The organism is Microbacterium sp. 8M (genome assembly GCF_902506375.1).
Taxonomy (GTDB): domain Bacteria; phylum Actinomycetota; class Actinomycetes; order Actinomycetales; family Microbacteriaceae; genus Microbacterium.
Genome location: NZ_LR733284.1, coordinates 3,293,080 through 3,318,249, shown reverse-complemented (window position 1 = coordinate 3,318,249; position 25,170 = coordinate 3,293,080). Strand labels below are relative to the sequence as shown.

21 protein-coding genes are annotated in these 25,170 nt (G+C 71.8%); 9 read left to right on the top strand and 12 right to left on the bottom strand.

Annotated elements, in window-relative coordinates; genetic code table 11:
• Positions 1-199 precede the first annotated feature (199 nt).
• From hrpB to AERO9AM_RS15660, 3 genes are all read right to left on the bottom strand, one after another.
• The gene (hrpB, locus tag AERO9AM_RS15670) at positions 200-2,773 is read right to left on the bottom strand and encodes an ATP-dependent helicase HrpB (RefSeq protein ID WP_159576990.1); all 2,574 of its coding nucleotides are present in this window, start codon (positions 2,771-2,773) and stop codon (positions 200-202) included.
• Between the two features lie 342 nt (positions 2,774-3,115).
• Entirely contained in the window at positions 3,116-3,544 is a 429-nt protein-coding gene (locus AERO9AM_RS15665) for a MarR family winged helix-turn-helix transcriptional regulator (RefSeq protein ID WP_159576989.1), read from the bottom strand.
• Between the two features lie 248 nt (positions 3,545-3,792).
• Positions 3,793-4,731, bottom strand: coding sequence for a DUF1684 domain-containing protein (locus tag AERO9AM_RS15660; RefSeq protein ID WP_159576988.1), 939 nt, complete (start codon positions 4,729-4,731; stop codon positions 3,793-3,795).
• Positions 4,732-4,960: 229 nt separating this feature from the next.
• On the opposite strand from AERO9AM_RS15660, the gene AERO9AM_RS15655 reads away from it, so the two are divergent.
• A complete protein-coding gene (locus AERO9AM_RS15655; RefSeq protein WP_159576987.1) occupies positions 4,961-5,548 on the top strand; it encodes a flavin reductase family protein in 588 nt (195 codons plus the stop codon).
• Positions 5,549-5,555: 7 nt separating this feature from the next.
• On the opposite strand, the gene AERO9AM_RS15650 is transcribed toward AERO9AM_RS15655, so the two are convergent.
• On the bottom strand, positions 5,556-7,043 hold the full coding sequence (locus AERO9AM_RS15650; RefSeq protein WP_159576986.1) for a protein adenylyltransferase SelO: 1,488 nt from the start codon (positions 7,041-7,043) through the stop codon (positions 5,556-5,558).
• Between the two features lie 187 nt (positions 7,044-7,230).
• Here AERO9AM_RS15650 and AERO9AM_RS15645 point away from each other — a divergent pair, with 187 nt between their 5' ends.
• The 6 genes from AERO9AM_RS15645 (at position 7,231) to AERO9AM_RS15620 (ending at position 13,270) form a co-directional block, all read left to right on the top strand.
• On the top strand, positions 7,231-7,620 hold the full coding sequence (locus tag AERO9AM_RS15645; protein ID WP_159576985.1) for a carboxymuconolactone decarboxylase family protein: 390 nt from the start codon (positions 7,231-7,233) through the stop codon (positions 7,618-7,620).
• The gene (locus tag AERO9AM_RS15640; RefSeq protein ID WP_159576984.1) at positions 7,617-8,933 is read left to right on the top strand and encodes a M20/M25/M40 family metallo-hydrolase; all 1,317 of its coding nucleotides are present in this window, start codon (positions 7,617-7,619) and stop codon (positions 8,931-8,933) included. The genes AERO9AM_RS15645 and AERO9AM_RS15640 overlap by 4 nt, the downstream gene beginning before the upstream one ends.
• A gap of 220 nt (positions 8,934-9,153) precedes the next feature.
• Entirely contained in the window at positions 9,154-10,194 is a 1,041-nt protein-coding gene (locus tag AERO9AM_RS15635; protein WP_159576983.1) for an amino acid ABC transporter permease, read from the top strand.
• Positions 10,191-10,982, top strand: coding sequence for an amino acid ABC transporter ATP-binding protein (locus tag AERO9AM_RS15630; RefSeq protein ID WP_159576982.1), 792 nt, complete (start codon positions 10,191-10,193; stop codon positions 10,980-10,982). Before AERO9AM_RS15635 ends, AERO9AM_RS15630 begins: the two co-directional genes overlap by 4 nt.
• A gap of 67 nt (positions 10,983-11,049) precedes the next feature.
• A complete protein-coding gene (locus tag AERO9AM_RS15625; RefSeq protein ID WP_159576981.1) occupies positions 11,050-12,048 on the top strand; it encodes an ABC transporter substrate-binding protein in 999 nt (332 codons plus the stop codon).
• Positions 12,049-12,121: 73 nt separating this feature from the next.
• Entirely contained in the window at positions 12,122-13,270 is a 1,149-nt protein-coding gene (locus AERO9AM_RS15620) for an LLM class flavin-dependent oxidoreductase (protein ID WP_159576980.1), read from the top strand.
• A 95-nt stretch (positions 13,271-13,365) separates the two neighbouring features.
• On the opposite strand, the gene AERO9AM_RS15615 is transcribed toward AERO9AM_RS15620, so the two are convergent.
• The 8 genes from AERO9AM_RS15615 to AERO9AM_RS15580 form a co-directional block, all read right to left on the bottom strand.
• Entirely contained in the window at positions 13,366-14,244 is an 879-nt protein-coding gene (locus AERO9AM_RS15615; RefSeq protein WP_159576979.1) for a DUF1684 domain-containing protein, read from the bottom strand.
• A complete protein-coding gene (locus tag AERO9AM_RS15610) occupies positions 14,241-15,623 on the bottom strand; it encodes an NtaA/DmoA family FMN-dependent monooxygenase (protein ID WP_159576978.1) in 1,383 nt (460 codons plus the stop codon). Before AERO9AM_RS15610 ends, AERO9AM_RS15615 begins: the two co-directional genes overlap by 4 nt.
• A 19-nt stretch (positions 15,624-15,642) precedes the next feature.
• Positions 15,643-16,833 carry an LLM class flavin-dependent oxidoreductase gene (locus AERO9AM_RS15605; protein ID WP_159576977.1) on the bottom strand — a complete coding sequence of 397 codons (1,191 nt, stop codon included), beginning with the start codon at positions 16,831-16,833 and terminating at the stop codon, positions 15,643-15,645.
• A 161-nt stretch (positions 16,834-16,994) separates the two neighbouring features.
• Complete coding sequence (locus AERO9AM_RS15600; protein WP_159576976.1) at positions 16,995-18,017, bottom strand: LLM class flavin-dependent oxidoreductase; 1,023 nt, start codon at positions 18,015-18,017, stop codon at positions 16,995-16,997.
• Positions 18,017-19,684, bottom strand: coding sequence for an ABC transporter substrate-binding protein (locus AERO9AM_RS15595; protein WP_159576975.1), 1,668 nt, complete (start codon positions 19,682-19,684; stop codon positions 18,017-18,019). Before AERO9AM_RS15595 ends, AERO9AM_RS15600 begins: the two co-directional genes overlap by 1 nt.
• Before the next feature lie 49 nt (positions 19,685-19,733).
• Positions 19,734-21,422 (bottom strand): dipeptide ABC transporter ATP-binding protein, encoded by a 1,689-nt coding sequence (locus tag AERO9AM_RS15590; RefSeq protein ID WP_159576974.1) that lies wholly within the window; start codon positions 21,420-21,422, stop codon positions 19,734-19,736.
• Positions 21,419-22,372 (bottom strand): ABC transporter permease, encoded by a 954-nt coding sequence (locus tag AERO9AM_RS15585; RefSeq protein WP_159576973.1) that lies wholly within the window; start codon positions 22,370-22,372, stop codon positions 21,419-21,421. The genes AERO9AM_RS15590 and AERO9AM_RS15585 overlap by 4 nt, the downstream gene beginning before the upstream one ends.
• Positions 22,369-23,436, bottom strand: coding sequence for an ABC transporter permease (locus AERO9AM_RS15580; RefSeq protein WP_159576972.1), 1,068 nt, complete (start codon positions 23,434-23,436; stop codon positions 22,369-22,371). The genes AERO9AM_RS15585 and AERO9AM_RS15580 overlap by 4 nt, the downstream gene beginning before the upstream one ends.
• A 271-nt stretch (positions 23,437-23,707) precedes the next feature.
• Between AERO9AM_RS15580 and AERO9AM_RS15575 the strand changes: the two genes are divergently transcribed.
• Together AERO9AM_RS15575 and AERO9AM_RS15570 are read left to right on the top strand one after the other, a co-directional pair.
• A complete protein-coding gene (locus AERO9AM_RS15575; protein ID WP_159576971.1) occupies positions 23,708-24,433 on the top strand; it encodes a GNAT family N-acetyltransferase in 726 nt (241 codons plus the stop codon).
• Positions 24,434-24,564: 131 nt separating this feature from the next.
• The gene (locus AERO9AM_RS15570) at positions 24,565-25,089 is read left to right on the top strand and encodes an NADPH-dependent FMN reductase (protein WP_159576970.1); all 525 of its coding nucleotides are present in this window, start codon (positions 24,565-24,567) and stop codon (positions 25,087-25,089) included.
• Positions 25,090-25,170: the final 81 nt, after the last annotated feature.

Here is a 25,170-nt window from a genome sequence, read left to right as displayed (position 1 = left end):
TTATAAGAGACAGGGGCCGGGGCGGGGCGTCGGAAATCGCGGGAGCACAGGGCGTGTCGCGATGCCTGCGGCCGACGAGCGCGCCGACACGCCGCGAACCTCCTCCGTTTTCCGACGACGGATCCGGGATCCGGGTCGGATCCGGGATCCGAGGTCGGGTGGGGATCCGAGGTCGGGTTCGGGATCCGGTGGAGACTGCCTAGCCGCGGGCGGCGCGCTTCGTGGTGTGCCGGGTGGGCGCGGCCTGCCAGGGGTCCTCCGGCCAGGGGTGCTTCGGGTAGCGGCCGCGCATCTCGGCCCGCACCTGCGCGTACGGGCCCGACCAGAACGACGCGAGGTCGTCGGTGACCGCGAGCGGGCGACCGGCGGGGGAGAGCAGGTGGAACAGCACCGGCACGCGGCCGCCGGCCAGGCGCGGCGTCTCGGCCCAGCCGAAGCACTCCTGCAGCTTGACCGCGACCACCGGGCGGGCGGCGGGATCGTCGTGCGGAGGATAGGCGATGCGGATCCGGGATCCGCTCGGCACCTCGAGCCGCTCGGGAGCGAGAGCGTCGAACTCCGCCGCGGCGGGCCACGGGAGCAGGCGGCGCAGGGCCGGCGCGAGATCGATCCTCGCCGTGGGCGTGCCGGTCGCGAGAGCGTCGATCTCGGGTGCGAGCCAGTCGTCGAGCGCAGCCGTCAGGGCGGCGTCCGAGACGTCGGGCCAGGGGGCTCCGATGGCGTGGTGCAGCAGGGCCAGCCGGCGGCGGAGGTCGTCGGCGGTGTCCGACCACGTGAAGACGCCGAGTCCCTGGGCGCGCAGCGCCCGGCGCACCGCGTCTCGCCCCTCCTCCGCGTTCGGCCGCACCGGCACCGACGACCGTACGATCGCGCCGACCCGGCGCTCCCTCCGGGCGGTGACCCTGCCGCCCGCGAACTCCGCCTCGACGCGATCCGTGATCAGATGGTCCGCGGCGCGCTCCACCTGCCCCTCGGTGATCGCCGCCGCGGCTCGGATCACGGCTCCGGATCCGCCCGCCGCGCGACCGGAGGCGCGGGCGACGTCGGCGACCGCCAGCCATTCGGCGCCCGCGAGCGGGCCCTGCACCCCGGCGCGCGTGCCGGACGCGAGCAGGAACGTCGCACCGTCGGCGGTGCGCTCCACGCGCCGTGCGATCCGGCCGGGGAAGGCGAGGGCGACCACGAGTCCGACGTCGTCGAGAGTGCCCTGGGCGCGAGCGCCGCCACTCCGTGCGGAGGGCGTCGGCACGAACCGTCGCAGACGCTCGGTCTCCTGCGACCATCGGCGCACCTCCGGACCGCGTCCGCGGCGCAAGCCGGCGATCGCCGCGGCGACGTCGGCATCGGGCATGCGCAGGTCGCCGCCGAGCAGGGCGACCACCTCGGCGGCGAGTCCGGGGCCGACGAGCGCACTGCCCTCGATCAGCGCGCGGGCCAGGCGCGGGTCGACCGGGATCCGTGCGAGCGCCCGCCCTTCGGCGGTGGCGCGGCGGTCGGCGTCGGTGGCGCCGAGGTCGTGCAGCACCGACTGGGCCTCGGCGAGGGCATCGGCCGGCAGCGGGTCGATGAGCCGCAGTCCGGCACCGCCCGGCGCGCCCCAGCAGGCCAGCAGCAGCGCCGCGTCGACGAGATCGGCGGTCGCGATCTCGGGCGCCGGCCGTGCAGGTGCCGCGGCGTAGGTGCGCTCGTCGAGGCAGCGGATGACGGTGCCCGGGCCCTGGCGCGTGGCGCGGCCGGCGCGTTGCACGGCGGAGGAGCGCGCCGCGCCGCTGGTCACGAGGCCGCTCATCCCGCGGGCGGCGTCGCGCTGCGGGTGACGGGACAGGCCGCTGTCGACCACGAGGCGTACGCCCGGCACGGTCAGCGACGACTCGGCGAGCGACGTGGCGACGATGATGCGGGGAGGATCCGCGGGGCCGCGTCCGCGGATGACCGCGTCCTGCTCGGTCGCGGGGATCTGGCCGTGCAGCTCGCGCACGTCGAAGCCGGGCTCGTCGTCGCGGATCCGGCGCGCGATCTCGGCGACCTCGCGGGCTCCGGGCGCGAACACCAGGGTGTCGGCGGAGGGGGCGTCGCGTCGCAGCTCTCGGGCGGCGGAGCCGGCGGTGCGCGCCACGTGGTCGAGGAAGCCGCGGGTGACGCCGCGCTCGTCCAGGCGAGGGACGGGGCTCGGCGCCCACCGCTCGGTGAGCGGATTCGCGGGCACGGTGTGCGCGATGATCGGCGCCGGGGCGGTGTCGGATCCGATCACGGCCGCGATGCGCTCCGCGTTCAGGGTCGCCGACATCGCGACGAGGGTCAGGTCGTCGCGCAGCTCGCGCACCTCGCCGAGCAGGCCGATCAGCAGGTCGGTCTCGAGCGCGCGCTCGTGCACCTCGTCGATGACGACCGCGTCGACGCCGTCCAGCCCGGGGTCGTCCAGCATCCGGCGCAGCAGCACACCCGCCGTGACGAACTCGACGCGGGTGTCGCGGCTCACGGCGCGCTCGCCGCGGACCGTGAAGCCGACCTTCGTGCCCAGCGGGGATCCGTCGAGCTGGGCGAGCCGCCGTGCCGCGGCGCGGGCGGCGACGCGACGCGGCTGCGTGACGATGACGCGGCCGGGGGAGCGCCACGCCAGGAGGGGCGGCACGAGCGTCGTCTTGCCCGTGCCGGGTGGCGCGGTGATCACGACCGCGCCACTGTGCTCGAGCGCAGCGGAGACCTCGTCGACCGCCGCCGCAAACGACAGCCCCGCCCCGATCGTGCGGAGGTCGAAGGCGGCGGACGTCATCCGTCCAGTCTGCCGTGCCGCCGCGGTCCGGTGGCCCCGCTGGCCTCCCGGCCCACCGCCGGCCGCTGCCCGCGGGCCGACCGCCGGCCGCTGAGCTCGTCGAAGCGTCCGGCCTGCGCATCCGGCCCCTTCGACAGGCTCAGGGGCCGGGCCTGCGGATCTCTGTGCCCGTGAGGGTCCGGGCCCTTCGACAGGCTCAGGGACCGGATCCGTGGCTCTCTGTCTGCGTGAGGGTCCCGGCCCTTCGACAGGCTCAGAGACCGGGTCCGTGGATACCTGTCTGCGTGAGGGTCTGGGCGGTTCGGCAGGCTCAGGGACCGGATCCGCGGTTCCCGCGATGGGTCAGCGTGCGCGCAGCTTCTCGGTGAGCGCCGTCAGGGTGCGCAGCTCGTCCTCGTCGAGGGTCGACATGCGTTCGGCGATCGAGCGGCCGTGCACGGTCGCGAGCTGGCGGAACGCGCGGGTGCCCGCCTCGGTGGCGTGAACGAGGGCGCCGCGGCCGTCCTCCGGGTCCGGGCACTTCTCGAGCAGCCCGCGTGCCACCATCCTGTCGACCAGACGTGAGACGCTCGGCTGACTGATGAGCATGTTCGCAGTGACCTCGCGCAGCCGCGCGGTATGGCTGGCGCAGCGCGTCACGGTGAGCAGCACGTCGTACTCGGCGGCGGACAGCTCCGCGCCCTCGAAATCATTCGACATCTCGGTGAAGATCTCGTGCTGGGCACGGAACAGGCTCTCCCACGCCGAGAGGGCAAGCTTCCGATCGCTCATGGCCTCAGGATATCCGCCCTGCGGACAACAGGCTCAGGCGCAGTAAAGGCCGGTCGGAGAGGCTCCCGACCGGCCTTTGTCCCTTGCACCAAGAGTGTCCTGCAATCACATGCGGTGAGAGCCACAGCAAAACTTTCACCGTGCGACCACTGTATAACGGCGTGATAACGAAAGCAACGGTTTGGTCACGGTCTGGGCGGATTCATAAGTGCGGCTCGAGCGGTCGGCCACCCGTCGCCGAGCACGGCTCAGCCATTCTCCGACGGGACAACGAGGACCGGCCCGTCGGCACCCGCGACGAGACGCTCGCGGGGCGTCTTCTCGCCGGTGGCGACTCGCGTCCGGATCCGGTTGTCCCGCGGCGGCAGGGCGCACGTCGTCATGTCGCTGTAGGCGCACGGCAGGTTGCTGGACCGGGTGAAGTCGATCGTCACGGTCTCACCGTCCGACGCCGGATCGATCACCACGTCGCGGCCCCAGATCGTGGTCTCGCGGCCCGAGGTGGCATCGGTGAACGGCAGACGCCAGCCGTTGCCGGACACGCTCTCGAAGACGGCGAGCTCGTGCAGGCGTCCGCCGACGGTGAAGCGGAGCGTGCCGGGGGACTGCAGCCGGTGCAGGAAGTCGCCGACCGCGGCGTCGACCTCGACCTCACGCGGATCGGCGTGGAAGACCGCCGGAATCACCCACGCCTCGTTGGGAGGGAACGCCGGCGTGCCCGTGAATACCTCGAGGAAGGGACTCGGCTGCAGCCGGCTCCGCAGAACCGCGTGGCCGCCGAGCCTGGCGAATTCCGCCGTGCCCCCGGCGAACTCGAGAACGGCGCCCTCGCCCGGGTCGATGGGCGTCTCGCCGGCAAGCTCGATGCCGGAGCATCGAGCGCGCTCGTGCGGATCGAGCGCGATGACCACGGAACCGCGCAGGGTGCGGAAGGTTCCCGGAACCCGAGGCACGCGCTGCGGGCGCGCGCCGAGCCAGTGCAGCCCCGTGTAGCCGAGGGGTCCCTGCGGGTCCCGCCTGCGCTCATCGAGATCGTCGTGCCACCGTTGCCAGTCCTGCGCGAAGAGGTAAGAGCCCAGGCTCTCGGCTCCGAGGTCGTGGAGCGGCGGTTCGGGGGACAACGAGGCGGACGCGAACCCTGCGAACGTGTCGTCTGCCAGCTCTGAGTACCACTCTCCGGTCACCATGGCCCCTCTCCGTTCGCTTCGGTTGTCGCTGTGCGCTTCCTCACCGTGACGCTAGATCGCGGTCGCACGCTCGGCGCCGGATGTCGTCACCCGACGTCATGGCGCGCAACAGTTCTGCACCTGGCGACACAGAGGCGCTCGCTCGCCGGGGCGGAGGCAGGCTGGGCGCCACGGAGCCGGCACTCGCCGCGCGCCGCCACATCGTCTCGAGCAGAAGCGGGGATCCGTCATGGCGACTCAGCAGATCGAACGGCCGAAGGGCGCAGAGAGCCCCTGGCGCGAGGGTGTCGACCTCGACGGGGTGCAGGCGCTGTCCGCAGAGGAGTTCAAGCGGGCGTTCCGGGAGCACCCCGCGGGCGTGGCGCTGGTCACCGCCGACGCCGGCCACGGACCGGTCGCTCTGACCGCGACCAGCGTGTCCTCGGTGAGCGCCGAGCCGCCGCTCCTGGTGTTCTCGATCTCCGATCAGTCGTCGGCATCGACCACGCTCAACCGCGCGGACACGGTGGTGGTCCATCTGCTGTCGTCCGCTCAGCTGGGCCTCGCGAAGCTCGGCGCCACGAGCGGCATCGACCGGTTCGCGGACCGCGCCCTGTGGAGTCGCCTGGACACCGGAGAGCCCTACTTCCTCGCGGCGCGCACGCGGATCCGCGGACGTGTCCTGCACCGTCTGCGGGCCGGCACGTCCACGGTGGTGGTGGTGCATGCGCTCGACGCACACCTCCCCGAGCCGTCCGAGACCTGGGCCGATGCCACGCCGCTGGTGTACGTGGGGCGCACGTGGCACGCCCTGGGCGAGCCGTCCCGTATCGAATGACGACGGCTCAGGTGCCGCAGTAGGTGCGGTGCCGCGGAGTGCCCCCGGGACCGGGCCGTGCGTAACGGCGGTTCTGGGATCCCGGACGCTCGTCGTAGGGCGTGCGGAGCAGCCCCAGGAGCTGAGTGAACGGCGCGATGTCGCCGTCGACCGCGGCCGCGAGCGCCTCATCCAGGATGTGGTTGCGCGCGATGTACACGGGGTTGGTACGGCGGATCAGTTGGCTGTCGGGGCCAAGGGCGCGCCACTGGCGCAGCCAGGCGTCGAGTTCGGGGACCGGACCGAGGAAGCGGCCGCGGACCGGTCGCTCGTCGCCGTCGGCGGCCGCCGCGAGATCCCGCCAGAATCCCGTGAAATCGACGGCGTGATCGGCGAGGATCCCGAGGGCCGCATCGGCGAGGGCGTCGACCTCCGTCCCGTCCGCGCCACGACCGAGACCGAGCTTGCGGCGGTACGCCGGGGACCGGTGTGCGCGATACCGGCTGTCGAAGGTGGCTGTGATCTCGGCCGCGATCCGGTCGGCGCTCGCCGCGTCGTCGTCGAGCAGGGGCGCGATCGCCTCCGCCAGGCGTTCCAGGTTCCACCGCATGATGTCCGGCTGCCTGTCGTACGCGTAGCGGCCGAACTCATCGATCGAACTGAAATGGGCTCCGGGCTCGTAGGCGTCCAGGAACGCGCACGGCCCGTAGTCGATGGTCTCGGCGGAGACCAGGACGTTGTCGGTGCTGAGCACCCCGTGGACGAACCCGACGCGCATCCAGTCCGCGGTCAGGACCGCCGTCGCCTCCACGATCTCGGTGAGCAGGGCGCGGAAGGGGTGCTCCGCGCGCGACGCCCGCGGGTAGTGCCGGGCGATGACGTGCTCGGCGAGACGGCGGAGCAGGCTCTGATCGCCCTGCGCGCGGGCATACTCGAAGGACCCGATCCGCACATGGCTCCCGGCCGTGCGGGCGAGCACGGCGCCGGGCAGCACCTGGCCGTCGCGCTCGCGAAGGGCGCCGGTCGACACGACCGCGAGGGCTCGGGTCGTGGGGATCCCGAGCGCGTGCATCGCCTCGCCCATGAGGTATTCGCGCAGCATCGGGCCGACCGTGGCGAAGCCGTCGACGCGCGACATCGACGTCGGGCCGATGCCCTTGAGGTGCACGTCGCGCAGACGGTCCCGACGGTCTCGCCGCTCTCCGAGGAGGGCGGCCCGGCCGTCGCCGAGGATCGGCTGGAATCGACCCCATTGATGGCCCGCGTAGACCTGCGCGTGGGGGAGGGCTGCCGCCGCCCGATGCTCACCGGTGAGGAAGCGCACCCCGCGGTCCGAGCGCAGCCAGGCCGGGTCGAGGTCGAGTTCATGGACGATCTCGTCGTTCAGCACGATCAACCGCGGATCCGGCGTGCGGGCGGGCGAGGCGGGGCGGGCGAGCTCAGGCAGCAGCTCCGCCCAGTTCTGCTCGAGCACGGGCGGTCGACGCGCGGCGTCAGGGGCGGTCGGATGCGTCATGCGATGAGTCTCTTCCGTCGTGGCAGGGCGGGGACCGGAAGCGAAACCCGGCGACATGCGGCGGAACAATCCGTCGTGGAAGACGCCATGAGACGTCCGATGACGCAGCGCGTCGGCAGCGCCGCGCACCCCCGGTTAGCGTGAGGCGCGCCGCGCCGTCGCGCGGCCTGGACTCCGAGGAGAGCACGTGTCGGACTACTTCGATCGCACCGCAGACAAGACCTTCACCCGCGTCTACAAGCGCGAGACCCCCGACATCCTCGCCGCGTTCGCGGCGTTCGACCAGGCGGTCTTCGCCGCGGAGGGGCGGGAGATCCCGCTGAAGTACCGTGAGCTGATCGCTCTCGCGGTCGGGATCACGACGCAGTGCGCCTATTGCATCGACGGGCATGCGCAGAACGCGGTGCGCGCGGGTGCCTCCGAGGCCGAGCTCGCCGAGGCCGCCTGGGTCGCGACCGCCATCCGGGCGGGCGGCGGATACGCGCACGGCAGGCTCGCGTTCAAGCTCGCCGGCGACGCGCGCGTCGAGCACGAGCACACAGACGAGCACCAGCACGCGGGCGCGGGCGCGCAGTGACGGCTCCCTCGCCCCTCGAGGCCGAGGCCCTCGAGCTCATCCGCGATCTGATCCGCATCGACAGCGTCAACACCGGCGACGCGGCCACCATCGGCGACGGCGAGACCCGGGCGGCGCTGTTCGTGAAGCAGAAGCTCGAGGAGGTCGGCTATCGCGTCGACCTCGTCGAGCCGTTGCCCGGGCGCGCGAGCGTGGTCGCCCGGCTGGCCGGGGCGGATCCGGAGGCCGGAGCGCTGGTGGTGCACGCCCATCTCGATGTCGTGCCCGTGGTGGAGGCGGACTGGACCCACCCGCCGTTCGGTGCGGAGATCCACGACGGGATCCTGTACGGACGCGGCGCCGTCGACATGAAGAACTACGCGGGGACCATCCTCGCTCTCGCCCGGGCGTACCGCAGGGAGGGCGTCGTGCCCCGCCGCGATCTCATCTTCGCGTTCTTCGCGGACGAGGAGGCCGGCGGCGTCTGGGGCGCGCGCTGGATCGTGCACAACCGGCCGGAGCTCTTCTCGGGCGCCACGGAGGCGATCAGCGAGGTCGGCGGGTTCTCCATCCCGCTCACCGGCGACCGGCGGGCCTACCTGGTGGCCACGGCCGAGAAGGGCGTCACCTGGGCCACCCTCACCGCGCGCGGACGGGCGGCGCACGGCTCGCGGCCGACGTCAGACAATGCGGTGGTCCGCCTGTCCCGGGCCGTCTCGGCGGTGGGGGCGCACCGCTTCCCCGTCGTGACGACGCCCGCCCTGAAGCGCTTCCTCCAGGTGTTCGGCGAGCACCGCGGGATCCGGTTCACCGACGACGGCCTGGACGACGAGCTCGCCGATCTCGGGTTCGTGTCGTCGATCGTCACGGCCTCCGCGCGCAACACCGTCTCGCCGACGGTGCTCAGCGCCGGCGGCAAGACCAACGTGATCCCCGCCGAGGCCACCGCACGCCTCGACATCCGCGCGCTGCCGGGGGCGGATGCCGCGCTGCAGGAGGAGCTCGCCGCTCTCGTCGGCGACGAGGTGGATCTCTCATGGGGTCGCCCGGTGCCCGCGATCGAATCGCCGATCGACTCTCCGCTGCTCGATGTGCTTCAAGAAGCGATCGCGACGGAGGATCCGGACGCCCTCGTCGTGCCGTATCTGCTGCCGGCGAGCACCGACAACAAGCATCTGGCCCGACTGGGCATCCACGGATACGGGTTCGTGCCGTTGCGGGTTCCAGCCAACTTCGACGTGTTCGGGGAGTTCCACGCCGCCGACGAGCGCATCCCCGTGGATGCGCTGTACTTCTCGACGCGCGTCACGGATCACATCCTCCGCAACGCCTGAACCGACCTGCCGAGGGGCGCCGATCCGACCGGGGATCGGCGCCCCTTGCTCTGCGCGTCCGTGACGCGGGGAATCGCTCCGTTACGCCGCATATCAGCCGATTGCGTCGGATATCAGCCGGTTGCCGCGTGTGAATCCCCGGCTGTGGGAGGCGTCGCGGGTGCTCATACCGTGACTTCACGCAGCGCCCCGCTGCGCAGCGGAATCACGAGGGAGCATCATGACCGACACCGCCGCACCGCCTCTCGGCCTCTCGGTCGACCCCGCGCCGAGCCGACCGGAGGATCGCATTCGGAGCAGGGTCGACATCAGTGCCGTCCCGGTGGTGCACACCCGCCACTGGTGGCGCTGGACGTTCGCCGCGCTCATCCTCTTCGTCGTCGCGCAGTTCGGCTGGAGCCTCGTCACGAACAGCCGCTACGAGTGGGGGACGTTCGCCGAATACTTCTTCTCGGGCCCGGTCCTCATCGGGATCGGGTACACGCTCGAGATCACCGCCGTCTCGGCGATCGTCGGCTTCGTGCTCGGCACGATCATCGCGCTGGGGCGGCTGTCGAAGTCCCCGCTGCTGAGCTCCGCCGCGTGGGCGTACATCTGGTTCTTCCGCTCGGTGCCGCTGGTCGTGCAGATCATCGTCTGGTACAACCTCGGCTACCTGTACCCGAAGCTCGGACTCGGCACCCCGTTCACCACCGACTTCTGGATCGTCGAGTTCCCCACCGTCCAACTGGTCAGCGCCTTCGCGGCGGCGATCCTGGGCCTCGGGCTGCATCAGGCCGCGTACTCGGCGGAGATCATCCGCGCGGGCCTGCTCTCGGTCGACCAGGGACAGTCCGAGGCGGCGGCCGCCCTGGGCATCCCGGCAGGCCGTCGGCTGTTCCGGATCATCCTTCCGCAGGCGGCGCGCTCGATCGTCCCCAACGCCACGAACGAGATCATCGGCCTCGTCAAAGGGGCGTCCGTCGTGTTCGTGATCGCGATCCCGGAGCTCTTCTACGCGGTGCAGGTCATCTACAACCGCAACAGCCGGGTGATCCCGCTGCTCCTGGTCGCCGTGGTCTGGTACACGATCATCACCACGATCCTCAGCATCGCGCAGTTCTACATCGAGCGGCACTTCGCGCGCGGCTCGGCACGGGCTCTGCCGCCCACCCCGCTGCAGCAGGCGCGGCGCTGGGTGAGCGCGCAATGGGCCCGGCTGGGCGACGATCCAGGCCCACCCGCCGCCGCGATCCGCTCCACCGGAAAGGCGAGCGCATGAGCGCCCTGATCGCGGAGACCGCGACCAGCGGACTCGTCGAGATCCACAACGTGCACAAGAGCTTCGGCGGGGTGGAAGTGCTCTCGGGCATCGACCTCACGGTGCAGCCCGGCGAGGTCGTCGCGATCCTCGGTCCGAGCGGCTCCGGCAAGTCGACCCTGCTGCGCACCATCAACCACTTGGAGAGCGTGGATCGCGGTTCGGTCACCGTCGACGGCGAGCTGATCGGCTACGAGCTGCGCGGTGAGAAGCTGCACGAGCTGCACGAGCGCGAGATCCTGCGCCGTCGCACCCAAGTGGGGATCGTGTTCCAGCAGTTCAACCTGTTCCCGCATCTCACCGCGCTGGAGAACATCGTCGAGGCGCCGATCGCTCTGAAGCGGCTGACGGCCTCGGACGCCCGGGAGCTCGCCCTCGGTCTGCTCGATCGCGTCGGTCTCGCCGACAAGGCCGACGCCTACCCGCGGCAGCTCTCCGGAGGTCAGCAGCAGCGCGTGGCGATCGCCCGCGCCCTCGCCCTGAAGCCCAAGGTGCTGCTGTTCGACGAGCCGACCAGCGCGCTGGATCCCGAACTCGTCGGCGAGGTGCTCGAGGTCATCGGCGACCTCGCCCGGTTCGGCACCACGCTCATCATCGTCACCCACGAGATCGGCTTCGCCCGTCAGGTCGCCGACCGCGTCGTCTTCCTCGACCGCGGGACCGTGATCGAGGAGGGGCGCCCCGCCGACGTCCTGGACCACCCGAAGCATCCACGAACCCGGGAGTTCCTGGCCAAGGTCCTGAACTGACCGGCACGACCCGAACGCGGCACGGCCGCATCATCCCAAGGCCCATCACCACAAGGAGAGACACAGCATGGCACTCAGCAAGAGGCAGGGCGCGGTGGTCGGCATCGCCGCCGTCGCGGTCGCCGCGATCGTCGCCGTCGGCGCGGTCGTCGCCCTCAACCAGCCGGCGGCGGCGACCGCTGCCGACAGCACGCCGAAGCCCACGAAGAGCGCGGCGAAGATCTCGGCCGACGACGTGAAGTGGGTCGAGGGCGACGTCGTGCCGAAGGCCGTCGAGGCGCTCAAGAAGAGCGGCTTCCACCCGGTCGAGCCGGGCAAGCTCACCGTCGCGGTGGGCGCCTTCGTGCCGCCGCTCAGCTACGTCCCGGACGGAAAGACGCTGCCGGCCGGCACCGAGCCGAACATCGGCAGCCTGATCGCGCAGGGACTCGGCCTGAAGTACAACCCGGTGGTCGTCGCCTGGGCCGATTGGCCGCTCGGGATCCAGTCCGGCAAGTACGACCTGATCACCTCGAACGTGACGGTCACCGAGGCGCGCAAGGAGCTCTTCGACTTCGCCAGCTACCGTCAGGACCTGCTCGGCTTCTACGTCAAGTCCGACAGCAAGATCTCCAAGATCCAGAAAGCCGCGGACATCTCCGGCCTGAAGATCGTGGTCGGATCCGGCACCAACCAGGAGCAGGTGCTCTTGAAGTGGAACGAGGAGCTGAAGAGCGCGGGCAAGGCGCCGGCAGACCTGCAGTACTACGACGACAACGCGGCCGCGACCCTCGCGCTGCAGTCGGGCCGTGTCGATGCGACCTTCGGTCCGAACGCCTCCTCCGCGTGGGCGGCCAGGGAGACCGGCGCCACCAAGCTCGTGGGCATCGTCCCCGGCGGGTGGCCGCAGGCGGCGGCGATCGCGGCGGGCACCGCGAAGGGCAACGGTCTCATCGAGCCGGTCAACATCGTGCTCAACGAGCTCATCGCGAACGGGAAGTACGCCGAGGTGCTCAAGGGGTGGGGGCTCGACTCCGAGGGGGTCACGACCTCGGAGATCAACCCGCCGGGGCTTCCCAAGTCCTGAATCCGAGGTGCGGGCCGGCGGCAGACGCCGGCCCGCACCTTTCCGTGTATCCGCACCCGAGAAAGACGAACACATGACCAACCGCGCACCGCTCAGCATCCTCGAGCTCTCCCCGTTCGGCGAGGGGTCGACCCCGGGCCAGGGCCTCCGCGACACGATCGCGCTCGCGCAGACCGCGGAACGACTCGGCTACCACCGCTTCTGGCTCGCCGAGCACCACCTGAACCCCGGCGTGGCCGGCGCCGCCCCGCACGTGCTCCTCGCCGCCATCGCCGCCGCGACCGAGCGCATCCGGATCGGCACCGCCGCGACCATCATCGGCAACTACGCCGCCCTCCAGGTCGTGGAGGCCGCCGGCGTGGTCGCCGCTCTCCACCCCGGGCGCTTCGACCTCGGGATCGGCCGATCCGGATCCACGTCGCGCCCCGCGGCTCCGGTCGCGCCGGCACCCGTGGAGGCCCGCGTCGTCGACGGTCTGCTGCTGCCGGCCGCGAAGCCCTTCGCGTTCGACTCCGCGCGGTTCGCCGCGCAGGCCCGGCTGCTGCGCCGCACCGCGGGCGACGCCGACCGGTTCGAGCAGGACGTGCTCGACATCCTCGCGCTCATCGCGGGCACCTACATCGCACCGGAGGGCGTGCCGATCCACGCGACGCCGGCCGAGGGGCAGGACATCCAGGTGTGGCTGCACGGCAGCACCGCGGGCATCAGCGCAGAGCTCGCCGGACGTCTCGGGCTGCCGTTCGGCGCCAACTTCCACGTCGCGGGGAGCTTCGTGCTCGACGCCGTGGAGGCCTACCGCCGCGCCTTCCGGCCCGGTGCACTCGCCGAGCCGCACGTGATCGTCTCGGCCGACGTGCTCGTCGCGGACACGGCGGCCGAGGCCGAGCGCATCGGCCGCGGGTACGCCGAGTGGGTGCACAGCATCCGCGCCGGCCAGGGCGCGATCGCCTACCCGCACCCCGACGACGCCCTCGTCGCGCCGTACCCGCCGGAGCTCCTCGCGGTGGTCAGCGACCGCCTGGACACCCGTTTCGCAGGGGACGCGGAGACCGTCGTGGAACGGCTCGACACCCTGCAGCGCGTGACCGGCGCGGACGAACTGCTGCTCACCACGATCACGCACGACCCGCGGGATCGCGAGCGCTCGTTCGCGCTGCTCGCAGACGCCTGGGGGATCTCGAGCGACGCGCCCCGCTCGCTCGAGACGGCGCTCGTCCCGTAGACGACGAAGGGCCTCGGCGCCGAACCCGCGAGATTCGCGGACGGCGCCGAGGCCCTTCCTCGTGCTCAAGAGTGGATCGACAGACCCCCAGGGACTCAGAGCGATCCGGCCCGGGGGACCAGACCGTCGGCCGAGGCCTCGCCGTGGACGCGCCGCTGCGGGGTCCGTTCCCCGGCGGTCACCGCGATGCGGAGCCTGTTCTCGGCGGGAGGCAGCGGGCAGGTGGCGAAGTCGGTGTACGCGCACGGCAGGTTCGTCGCCCGGTTGAAGTCGACCACGGTCGTGTCGGATCCCTCGACCACGTCGAACGACACGCTGCGGTTCGCGGCATACGTGGTGACACCGCTGGTCGCATCCGTGAACAGCGCGAACAGCGAACCGGGTCGGTGCCCGTCGAACGCGAGAAGACGGAACGGCTCGCCGTCGATGGTGAACTCGACGTAGCCCGGGGAGTCGTAGACGTGCCTCAGGCCGTCCACGGCCGCACCCACCTCGATCGACCGCGGCGCGACGAACCGGACGAACCGACCGGGGATCCGCCAGCGCGGGTCGGGCGGGAACGCGGCGGTCCCCGTGTAGGCCGTCAGGAACGGGAAGTCGGGACGGCGCGGGCGCAGGATGTCCCGCCCGCCGCGCTTGGCGACCTCGATGACGCCGCCGTCGAAGCCGACCGTCACGCCGTCGCGCTCGGCAAGGGGGCCGAACGCATGCGTCCCGGTGGCCTCGGACCCGTCGACCGTGATGGTCTCGTCGTCTGCGAGGACGACGACGGGTCCGGTGACGCTGGTGAACCACTCGCCCGGCAGGCCGGGGAAGCGGTGCGGCTCCGCCGTCAGCCAGAACAGGCCGGTGACGGCGAGGAAGCCGTGCGGGTCGGCGCGGCGCTCCTCGTGTGCGTCGTGCCACTTCTCCCACTCCTGCGTGAACGGATCCTGCGCGGGTGGCACCGCCTCGATCGCGGACGAGAGCGTCATCGTGCCGTCTCCGTCGCCCCGGCGAGCTCCTCGGAGCGCGTCGGCAGGGGCAGGTCCAGGTTGGCGCGCAGCGTCGTGCCGTCGTACTCGGTGCGCAGCGAGCCGCGCTCCTGCAGCAGCGGCACGACCTCGTCGACGAACTCGTCGAGCCCCGACGGCACGAGGTGGGATCCGAGCACGACGCCGTCTCCGCCGTCCTCCTGCACGAAGGCGTCGAGCTGATCGGCGACCTGCGCGGCGGTGCCCACGTATCCGGGTCCGCGGCTGATCTCGTGCGCGAGCCCGCGCAGCGTGAGACCCCGCTCGTCGGCGAGCTCACGCCACTTGCGCACCGTCTCGAATCGGTCCTGGAACACGAACGCCCGACCCTGGATGATCGGCGGCGCCTCGGGATCCGGGTCCACGTCCGGCAGCGGTCCGTCCGGATCGTAGGCCGACAGGTCGCGGTTCCACACCTGCTCGAACGTGACCTGGATGGTCTTGTCCGTCAGCTGCTGCTCGAGGATGTGGCGGGCCTTCTCCTCCGCGTCCGCGGTCGAGTCCCCGATCACGAATCCCGCGGCGGGCAGGATCTTGATCTCGTCCGGTCCGCGACCGAAACGGGCCGCGCGCTCCCGGATGTCGGCGGAGAACGCCTTGCCCTCGGCGAGCGTCGCGTAGGGCGAGAAGATCGCGTCCGCCGTGGCTGCCGCGAAGTCCCGGCCCTGCGGCGAGACCCCGGCCTGCACGATGACCGGGCGCCCCTGCGGGCTGCGCGGCACGGTGAAGCGGCCTGCGATGTCGAACTGCGTGCTGGACTGGGCGAACGCGCCGGCGTCGGCGTCCGCGAGGAAGACCCCCGTCGCCTTGTCCGCGACGATCGCCTCCTCCGCCCACGAGTCCCACAGCCGGCGGATGGTGGCGACGGTCTCCTCCGCGCGCACGTAGCGTTCGCTGTGCGGAAGGAAGCCGCCGCGGCGGAAGTTCGCGCCGGTGAACGCGTCGAACGAGGTGACGACGTTCCATCCGGCCCGGCCGCCGGACAGGTGGTCCAGGCTGGCGATCTGGCGGGCGAGCTCGTACGGCTCGTTGAACGTGGTGTTCAGGGTGCCCACCAGGCCGATGTGGTCGGTCACCGCGGCCAGCGCCGCGAGCACGGCGAGCGTGTCGGGGCGCCCCGCGATGTCGTGGTCGAAGATGCGGCCGGCCCGGGCGCGCAGGGCGAGTCCTTCGGCGAGGAAGAAGTAGTCGAAGCGCCCCCGCTCGGCCGTCTGCGCGACGTGCCGGAACGTGGAGAAGTCGATCTGACTGCCCGCATCCGGGTGCTCCCACAGGGTGTGCTCGTTCACTCCGCCGACGTACGCGGCGAGGATGATCTGCTTGCGTGCTCTCGTGGTCATGGTGTTCTCCTCTGATCGGTCAGACGGCGGCGTAGCGACTGGGGACGTGCTCGGGCAGGCCGAGCAGCCCGCGCAGGGTGCCCGCCTCGTAGGCGTCGTGGAAGAGGTCGCGTGCGCGCAGCTCGGAGGCGAACTCGCCCGCGATGCGCGGCAGGTCGTCGGTGAGGACGCCGGGACGCAGCCGCACGCCGGCGTAACCGAGGGCGCCGAGTTCGGCGACGAGGTCGGCGAGTTCGGATGCGGATCCGGTGAACACGCGCGCATCGCTCGCGAGCGGGCGGCCGAGGGCGTCGAGACGCCGGAGGCGCTCGGCGGCGGCCTCCCCGTCCGGATCGTCGAGGAACACCACGAGATCCGCGAAGACCTGCAGGGGCTCGCCCTCGCGTCCCTCCGCGACGGCCGCGACCTCGGTAAGGATCCGCTCCGCATGCGCCGTGTCGGCGGGCGTGACGAAGACGAGGTCGGCGGAGCGCGCGGCGAGCCGGTAGGGCACTTCGGCGTGCGCGAGCGCGGCGACGACGGGCTGACCCTGAGGCGGGCGCGGCGTGATCGACGGCCCCCGCACGCTGAACCAGCGGCCCTCGAAGTCGATCTCGTGCACCTTGTCGGCGTCGAGGAACCGGTCGGTGGCGACGTCGCGGATCTCGGCGTCGTCCTCCCAGCTGTCCCAGAGGCGCCGGACGACCTCGACGGCGTCGGCGGCCTCGTCGAAGAGCTCGCCGACGAAGGCGTCGAAGGCGGGATCGCCCCAGGCGACCTCGTCGCCGGGGTGCGCGCGCCGCCCGAAATGAGCGGCCTCGTCGGCCCGACCCGACACCTTCACCTGCCACCCGGCGCGCCCTTCGCTCGTGTAGTCCAGCGTGGCGACGCCCGTGGAGACGTGGAACGGCTCGGTGTGCGTCGTCGTCACCGTGGGGATCAGCCCGATGTGCGCGGTGACCGGCGCCACCCGGGACGCGATCAGCAGCGCATCCAGACGCCCGCGCACCTCATCGGTGCGATCGTCGCCGTGGAAGGGATCCGAGGACTGCAGCGCGAGGGAGTCCTCGATGGTGACGAAGTCGAGGAGACCCTGTTCCGCGGTGCGGACGAGGTCGGTCCAGTACCGGGGGGTGAACAGCTCGGCGGGCCGCGAGGACGGCTCCCGCCACGCCGCAGGGTGCCAGCCGGCGCCCTCGAGGGCGACGCCGACGCGAAGTCGTGAACTCATGATGTGCTCCTTGTCTGGGGACGGTCGATGCGGAAGTGGTGCTGCACGGTTGCGCGGGTGGGGAACGGCGTATCCCGGTCCCTGAGCCTGTCGAAGGGCCGGGATCCACGGGCCGGACGCTTCGACAGGCTCAGCGGCCGGCGGCTCCATCCGCGTCACCTCTACGCGGCGGCCGAGGCGAGGGCCGCTGTCGCCGGCACCCAGCCGAGGCGCGGCAGGACGGCGTGGCGGATGTCGGAGAGGATCTGCCGGTAGTCGTCCAGGGACAGTGCGTACGGCAGCGCGATGCGCAGCTCCGTACGGCCGTCGATCGCCGGGTCGGACGCCAGCCGCTCGACGATCTCGTCGGCCGAGCCGAACAGATCCCGCTGGAACAGGTGCCCGTTCGTGGGCTGCTCGGTGCGCGCCTGCCTGCTCTCTGCGAATGCCGCGTACCGCTCGCGCTGATCGGACGTGGCGCTGTCGATCGGCAGGATGACCCGCTCGACGCCGACCGCCGGCGTGCCGGTGCCGGCGAAGTGCGCGTAGTAGTCGTCGATGTGGATGCGCTGCGCCGCCTCGAACGCGTCGGCTCCCGCGGCGGCCGTGATGTTCCCGAGCAAGAGCTTGAGACCCTGCTCGGCCGCCCAGCGCACCGAGCGGGCGGACCCGCCGCCGAGCCACACCCGATCCCGCAGGCCCGCGATGTGCGGCTGCACCCGCGGCGTCTGCGGGCCGTAGGGCGTGGGGATGTCCGCACCGAGCGCGTGGCCCTCCAGCGCCTCGAGGAAGCGGCCGATCAGGACGTAGGGGTCGATGGCGGCCTCGTCCTCGATGCGGCCGAGGTGCCGCAGCAGCGTCCCGTGCGGCGCGGAGGAGCTGACCCCCACGTTGAGCCGGCCGTCCGACAGGGCGTCGACCGTGCCGAAGTCCTCGGCGAGCCGGAACGGCGTCTCGTAGCCGAGCGGCACCACCGCGGTCTCCAGGCGGATCCGCTCGGTGCGCTGCGTGGCCGCGGCGAGGAAGGTCAGCGCCGACGAGACGCCGCGCTCGAGATGACGCTGGCGGATCCCGGCCACCTGCAGGCCGATCTCCTCGGCGAACTCGAACAGTCGCAGCGTGTCCTCGAGACCCGATGCGGGGTCGGCTTCGGGGTAGTTCCCGGCCAGGGTGAAGCCGGCGGAGGCGATGGTCGCGGTGCTCATCAGCTAGCGTCCTTCCAGGCGGAGACCAGGCTGTCCAGGCGCGAGTCGGCGCCGAGCCTGATGCCGTGCACGGTGGACTGGGTCGACAGGATCGAGGTCAGCTCGTGCACGGGGATCTGGTAGTACTGCGCCGCGATGCGCGCCTGCGCCTCGGCGAGGATCTTGTCCCGCGCGGCGGGGTTCCCCGCCGCGAGCTGGCCCTGCAGCAGCGACTCGAGCTCGGGGTCGTCGATGTGCAGCTTCGTGGTGGCCTTCGAGTACTGGGTGCGCAGTACGTCGCCGTCGGCGCGGGAGAGGTTTCCCCACACGATGTCGAAATCGCCCGATGCCTGCTTGGCGAGGAACTCGGGCACGCTGCTGCCGGAGAGCACCACGTCGATGCCGACCTGCTTGAGCTGCTGCTGGATGAGTTCGAGCGACGTCTGGTTCGGCCCGAAGTTCGTGATCCAGGCCAGCTGCAGCGTCAGGCGAGTGCCGTCCTTGGCGCGGATCCCGTCCGCGCCCTTGGTCCAGCCGGCCTTGTCGAGGATCGCGGCTGCGTGCTTCGGGTCGTAGGTGAAGTGCTTGCGCTCGTCGGCCCAGGACGGGGTGTTCTTCGCCAGCGTGCTCGTCGCGACGTTGAAGAGCTTGTTCAGGGCGGTGTCCCTGACGACGGTCGGGTCGATCGCCGCGGAGATGGCTTCCCGCACGGCGATGTCGGAGACGATCGGGCGCGCGAGATTGAAGGAGAGTCCGAAGCTGATGCCCGGGTTGCCGCGCGAGATCAGCGGGTACCCGGCGTCCTGAAGCGTCTGCACATCGGTGGGCTGGACGCCGCCGATGACGTCGACCTGGTTGCTGGTCAGGCTGCCGGTGCGCACGCCCGCCTCGGGCGCGACCTGGAACGTGACGGAGTCCAGATGGGCGCGACCGGTGTTGCCGAGCGCCTTGGGCGCCCAGGCGTAGTTCTTGCGGGCCGTGAGCACGGTCGCGACGTTCTTGGTGTAGCTGTCGAGAGTGAACGGGCCGGTGCCGACGATGGCCTTGCCGTCGGCACGGTTGGCGAACGGCACCGCGAGGGTGGCGTTGCCGACGATGCCCAGGCCGACGCTGGCCGTCGAGTTGGGGAACGCCGCGTTCGGGGTGCTGAAGTCGACCTCGACGGTGTCGTCGTCGATGACCTTGGTCTCCTTGTAGCCGACGAAGTTGCTGGTCGTCTGCGTCAGCGCGCCCGCGGTCTGGATGTCGTCGAAGGTGGCCTTGACGTTGGCGGCGGTGAACGGCGTGCCGTCGGAGAAGGTGACGCCGTGGCGCAGCTCGAACGTGAACGATGTCGCGTCGGCGTTGCTCTTGTACGAGGTGGCGAGCCAGGGCTCGAGCTCGCCCGTCTCGGGGTTCTGGTAGAGCAGGGAGTCGACCAGCTGCCGGGTCACGTACCAGGTGTCGTTGCCGGATCCGATCCCGGAGGGGTTCAGCGAGATCGGGTCGTTGGCGATCGCGAAGGTGAGCTTTCCGCCGTCGACGGGCTTCGCGCTGTCGCTCGTCGGTGCGCCGGCGGGCGCGGGTGCCGAGCAGGCGGTGAGAGCGAGGCCGGCGGCGACGGCGATCGAGGCGAGTGCGGTCGTGCGCAAGCGCAAGGGCGGGCGCAGGCCGGTGCGCGGGCGCGACGCCGTTCGGGTCGGGTTCATGGTGGCTCCTTGGTGGTGGGGGGATGCAGGGATTCGGGCTGGGCGACGGTCAGAGGGTGATCCGCAGGCCGCCGGGGATCGCGTCGAGCAGAGTGCTGGTGTAGTCGGTGCGCGGGTTGTCGAAGATCTCCTGGGCGGTGCCGGACTCGACGATGCGACCGCGTTGCATGACGCCCACGGCGTGCGCGATCTGCCGGACGACGGCGAGGTCGTGCGAGATGAAGAGGTAACTGAGGCCGAACTCGCGCTGGATGGTGCTCAGCAGCGTGAGGATCTGGTGCTGGATCGAAACGTCGAGGGCGGAGACCGGCTCGTCGAGCACGACGAGCTCGGGCGAGATCGCGAGGGCGCGGGCGATCGCGACGCGCTGCCGCTGCCCGCCGGACAGCTCGGACGGCTTGCGCTGCAGCACCGAGGACGGCAGCGCGACGACGTCGACGAGCTCAGCGGCGCGGGCGCGGCGCAGGGCACGGTCCCCGAGGCGGTACGCGATCAGCGGGTCACTGATGATCTGCTCGATCGTCAACCGCGGGTTCAGTGCGGCGTAGGGGTTCTGCTGCACGAGCTGGATCCGGCGGCGCAGCTGCCGCAGCTCGGAGCCGCGCAGCGCGGTGACGTCCGCCCCGTCGAGCCGGACGGTTCCGGAGGTGGGGTCGGTGAGGCGCAGCGCCAGCCGGGCGGTGGTGGTCTTGCCCGATCCCGACTCGCCGACCAGGGCGAGCGTCCGGCCGCGCTCGATCCGGAAGCCGACGCCGTCGACGGCGCGCTGCACGGCACCGCCCGTCCCCGGCACCGCGAACTCCTTCACGAGCGCGTCGACCTCCAGGACGGGGTGCGCGGCGGCCGGGCGCTCGGCGGCGTCCCGGGCGGCGAAGGGATCGCCCGGGCGTCCGCGCAGCACGACCTGCGTCGACGCGGCGGCGAGCACCGGTTCGTGATGCGCGTTCAGGCCGGGAGCGGCTGCGATCAGCTGGCGGGTGTACGGGTGCTCGGGCGCCAGCAGCACCCGCTCGGGCGTGCCCTCCTCGACGATGCGGCCCTGGGACATCACGACGATGCGGTCGGCCCGATCCGCGGCGATGCCGAGATCGTGCGTGATGAGCAGCAGACTCGCGCCGCGCTCCCGCTTGAGCTCGTCCAGATGATCCAGGATCTGCCGCTGCACGGTGACATCGAGGGCACTCGTCGGCTCGTCGGCGATGATCAGCTGAGGGTCGGCCGCGATCGCGATCGCGATGAGCACGCGCTGCCGCATCCCGCCGGACAGCTCATGCGGATACTGGCGGGCGCGCAGCGCCGCGTCGGGGAGCCCCGCGCGCTCCAGTGCCTGCACGGCGCGCTCCGCGGCGTCCTGCCGATCGGCGAGCCCGTGCACGCGCAGCACCTCCGCGACCTGCGTGCCGATCCGCTGCACGGGGTTGAGGCTCACCGTGGGGTCTTGTGGCACGAACCCGATCCGGCGTCCGCGCACCGCCCGCAGCGCGGCGGACGGCGCCGTGGCCAGGTCGGTTCCCTCGAAGCGGATCGCGCCCGAGGCGATCTCCGCCGCACCGGGCAGCAGCCTGATGACCGCGTGCACGGTCGTGGACTTGCCGGATCCGGATTCGCCGACGATCGCGACGGTCTCGCCGGGCGCGACCGACAGGCTCACCCCGCGCACCGCGTCGACGCGACCGCGCGAGGTCCGGTACGCCACCGACAGGCCCTCGATCTCCAGCAGCGGGGTCTGCGCGTTCATGATCCGACCGTCCGTTCGGTGTCGAGCCCGCGCGCCAGGCGGTTCGCGGCGAGCACGGTGAGGGCGATGACGAGCCCGGGGAATGTGGTGAGCCACCAGGCGTTGCGGAGGAAGTCGCGGCCGCCGGACACCAGGGCGCCCCATTCGGGTGCCGGGGCGGGCGCGCCGTATCCGAGGAAGCTGAGCGCGGAGACGGCGAGGATCGCGCCGCCGAACTCGAGCACGCCGAGCGCGATCACCGGCCCGGTGGAGTTGGGTAGAACGTGCCGCAGGAGCACCCGGATCCAGCTGCTGCCCGAGGCGCGCGCGGCCTCGACATACGCGGAATTGCGCACCTTGATGACCTCGGCGCGCATGATGCGCGACACGGAGGCGACGCTGGCCGTTCCCACGGCGATCGCGACATTGACGGTGCCGAAGCCCAGAGCGGTGATCACCGCGAGCGAGAGCAGCAGGCTCGGGATGGCCAGCAGCACGTCGGCGACCCGCATCAGGATCGCGTCCGTCCGGCCGCCGGCGAACCCGCTCAGCAGGCCGATCGCGGAGCCCGCGACCACGCCCACGGCCACGGCCAGTGTCGCGGCGCTGACCGTCAGCGAGGTGCCGTGCACGACCCGCGTGTAGAGGTCGCGCCCGATCTGGTCGGTGCCGAACCAGTGCGCGGCGGAGGGGCCCTGGAGGTGTTCCGCGGGGATGCCGGTCAGCGGATCGCCGGGCGCGAGCAGGGCCGGCGCGACCGCGGCGACGACCACCACGAGGAGCCACAGCAGGGAGACGGCGGCCGCCGGTCGTCGAGCGAACCAGCTCCATGCCTTCGGGCCGGGCGCTCTCCGGCCGGGGTGCGAGGCACGCTCCGCGACCGCGTCGTCGAAGCGGTTCGCGGCGGTCCCGCCGAACCCGTCCGCGGCGTGCTGGGTGCCATCGGGTAGGAGGGCGACGGTATCGCTCATCGGACTTCCTCCAGGACGGCGTCGATGTCGACCGACGTCGACTCGATGGGAGTGGCGGTCGGGCGGGGAGCCGCCACTCGTGAGCGACGTGGGCGACGCGACGCCGACGTCAAATGGATCCGCGGATCCAGGAGCGGATAGATCAGGTCCACGACGAGATTGACGACGACGAAGACGAGGGCGGCGAAGAGCACGACGCCCTGGACGACGGGGACGTCCTGCTGCTGCACGGCCGACGCCGTCACCCGCCCGATGCCCGGGCGGGAGAAGACCGTCTCGGTGACGACCGTGCCGCTGAGCAGCTGACCGACGATGAGGCCGGTCACCGTCAGCGCCGGCAGGGCGGCATTGCGCAGCGCGTGCCGCAGATGGATCCGGGCGCGGCCCGCACCCTTGGCGAGGGCGGTGTCGATGTAGGGCTCGCGGAGCGCCCCGGCAAGGCTCTTCGACAGCAGCTGGGCGATCATTGCTCCGGTCGGCAGCGAGAGGGCGATGCACGGCAGCACCAGCGAGGCGAAGCCGCGGTCGCCCATCGCGGGGAACAGCGGCAGCTGGAACGAGAACAGCTGGATGAGGATCAGCCCGAACCAGAACGCGGGGATCGCGACGCCGAGCGGCGGCAGGCCGAGCAGGAAGGTCGACAGCGCGCGGCTGCGCACCGAGGTCGCGAGCACGGCGAGCGAGGCGCCGGTGAGGACGGCGATGACGAAGCCGAGTCCCGCGAGCTGCAGCGTCGGCGGGATCGCCTCGCCGATCACCCGAGAGACCGGCCGCCCGGTGTCGATCGAGGTGCCGAGGTCGCCCGCGAGCACACGGCCCAGGCGCAGGACGTACTGCACGATGAGGGGCTGGTCGAGGCCGTACTTCGCCTTCAGTGCGGCGAGCTGCTCCGGGGTGACGTCGCTGGCGTCGCCGCCGGTCTTGAGCGCGACGGGATCACTCGGCAGCGCGTAGAGCACGACGAACGACACCGTGTATGCGGCCCACAGCACGATCAGGGCCTGGCCGAGCCTCGAGGCGAGGTAGCGCGCAACGGCCGATCGAGTCGCGTTCGCTGTCGACATGGTGCTCCTTTCGCGCTTTGCGGATGGATCCGAGGGGATTCTGCGGAGCACGACGGCTCCGTTCGAGCGATGCTTCCACCGGCGGCGATCCCCGTCGCGGGCAGGGGTCACGGGCTGATGCAGACGGTCAAGATCCGTCGTGCTCCGTCACGCGGCGTCGCATCGTGTCACCGGGCGACACAGTCCGCTGCGGCCCTCGCCGAGAGCGCCGGGGCGGCGCCTACCGTGGGGTCCCAGCCCGCATCGAACTCAGAAGAGAGGGATCCGCGTCATGACGTCCACATCCTCCGACGAGCATGTGCTCGACAATCCGGCGTGGCATGCGCTGACCGGTCCGCACGCCTCCTTCGCGCTCGGCGGCGACCTGGTGCGGCGGTATCCGGCCGACGTCGCGCCCTTCGTGGCGGTGCGCACCTGGGACGACCCCGGGGTGTGGCAGGCGCTCGTCGAGCTCGTCGGCCCTGGGCAGGAGATCGGCATCTCCGGCGCCGATCCCGACCTGCCCGATGGATGGGAGGAGCTCGGCCGCGGTGACGGGGTGCAGCTGGTGCAGACCGAGGCGCTGCAGCCGGTCCCGTACGACGAGGCGATCGAGCTGGGGGCCGACGACGTGCCGGAGATGCTCGCCCTCGTCGAGCGCAACCAGCCGGGTCCCTTCCGTCCGCGCACGTTCGAACTGGGTCGCTACATCGGCATTCGCCGCGGAGGCCGCCTGATCGCGATGGCGGGGGAGCGGCTGCACCCTCAAGGCTGGACGGAGATCAGTGCGGTGTCGACGGACGTGGAGCACCGCGGTCAGGGCATCGCCTCGCGTCTCGTCCTCGACGTCGCGTTCCACATCCAGCGGCGCGGTGATCAGGCGCTGCTGCACGCTGCTGCGGCGAACGTCGGAGCCATCCGCGTCTACGAGCGCCTGGGCTTCGTGCTGCGCCGGCGCACGACGTTCCTCTCGGTGCGCACGCCCGCGCTCGCGGACGACCGCGTGCTCGTGAGCTGACGCGCGACCCGGACGGCCTGTCATACCGCCCATGACCACGCGTGACGGCGGCCGTGCACGCGGCGACGACGCCGACCTACCATGACACAACGACCCGCCCCGCGCCGGGCGGCTTCACTCGGAGGAACCTCATGACCCGGATCGCCGTACTGGTGGGGAACCCCCAGCCCGCCTCGCGCACCCGTCTCGTCGCCGAGGAGGTGGCAACCCTGCTCGGCGCTCGCGGCGGCGCCGACATCGACGCCACGATCGACCTCGCGGACGTCGCCGGGACGCTTTTCCGCTTCCCGGAGCCGGGCGTCGACCAGCTGCTGGATCGGGTCGCGACCGCGGACGTGGCGGTCATCGCGAGTCCCACCTACAAGGCCGCCTACACGGGCCTGCTGAAGGCGTTCCTCGACCGCTACGGATCCGATGGGCTGCGTGGCGTCACCGCGGTGCCCGTGCTCACGATCGGGGCGCCGACGCACGCGCTGGCGGTGGAGACGACCCTGCGCCCGCTGCTCGTCGAGCTCGGTGCGAGCGTGCCGACCCGCGGCCTGGCCTTCCCCGCCGCGGCCGTCGAGGATCGCGCGAGGATCGCCGGCGACTGGGTCGAGTCCGAATGGCCGCGGATCCGGCACGCGTTCGCCGGCGGGACGGAGCCGGGCCGATGAGCGCCTGGCGGTGACCTCGACCGCTGTCGCAGGTCACCGCGAGACCGCGCATCGGGCGCAAGCGCTCGCGGGACGCCACGG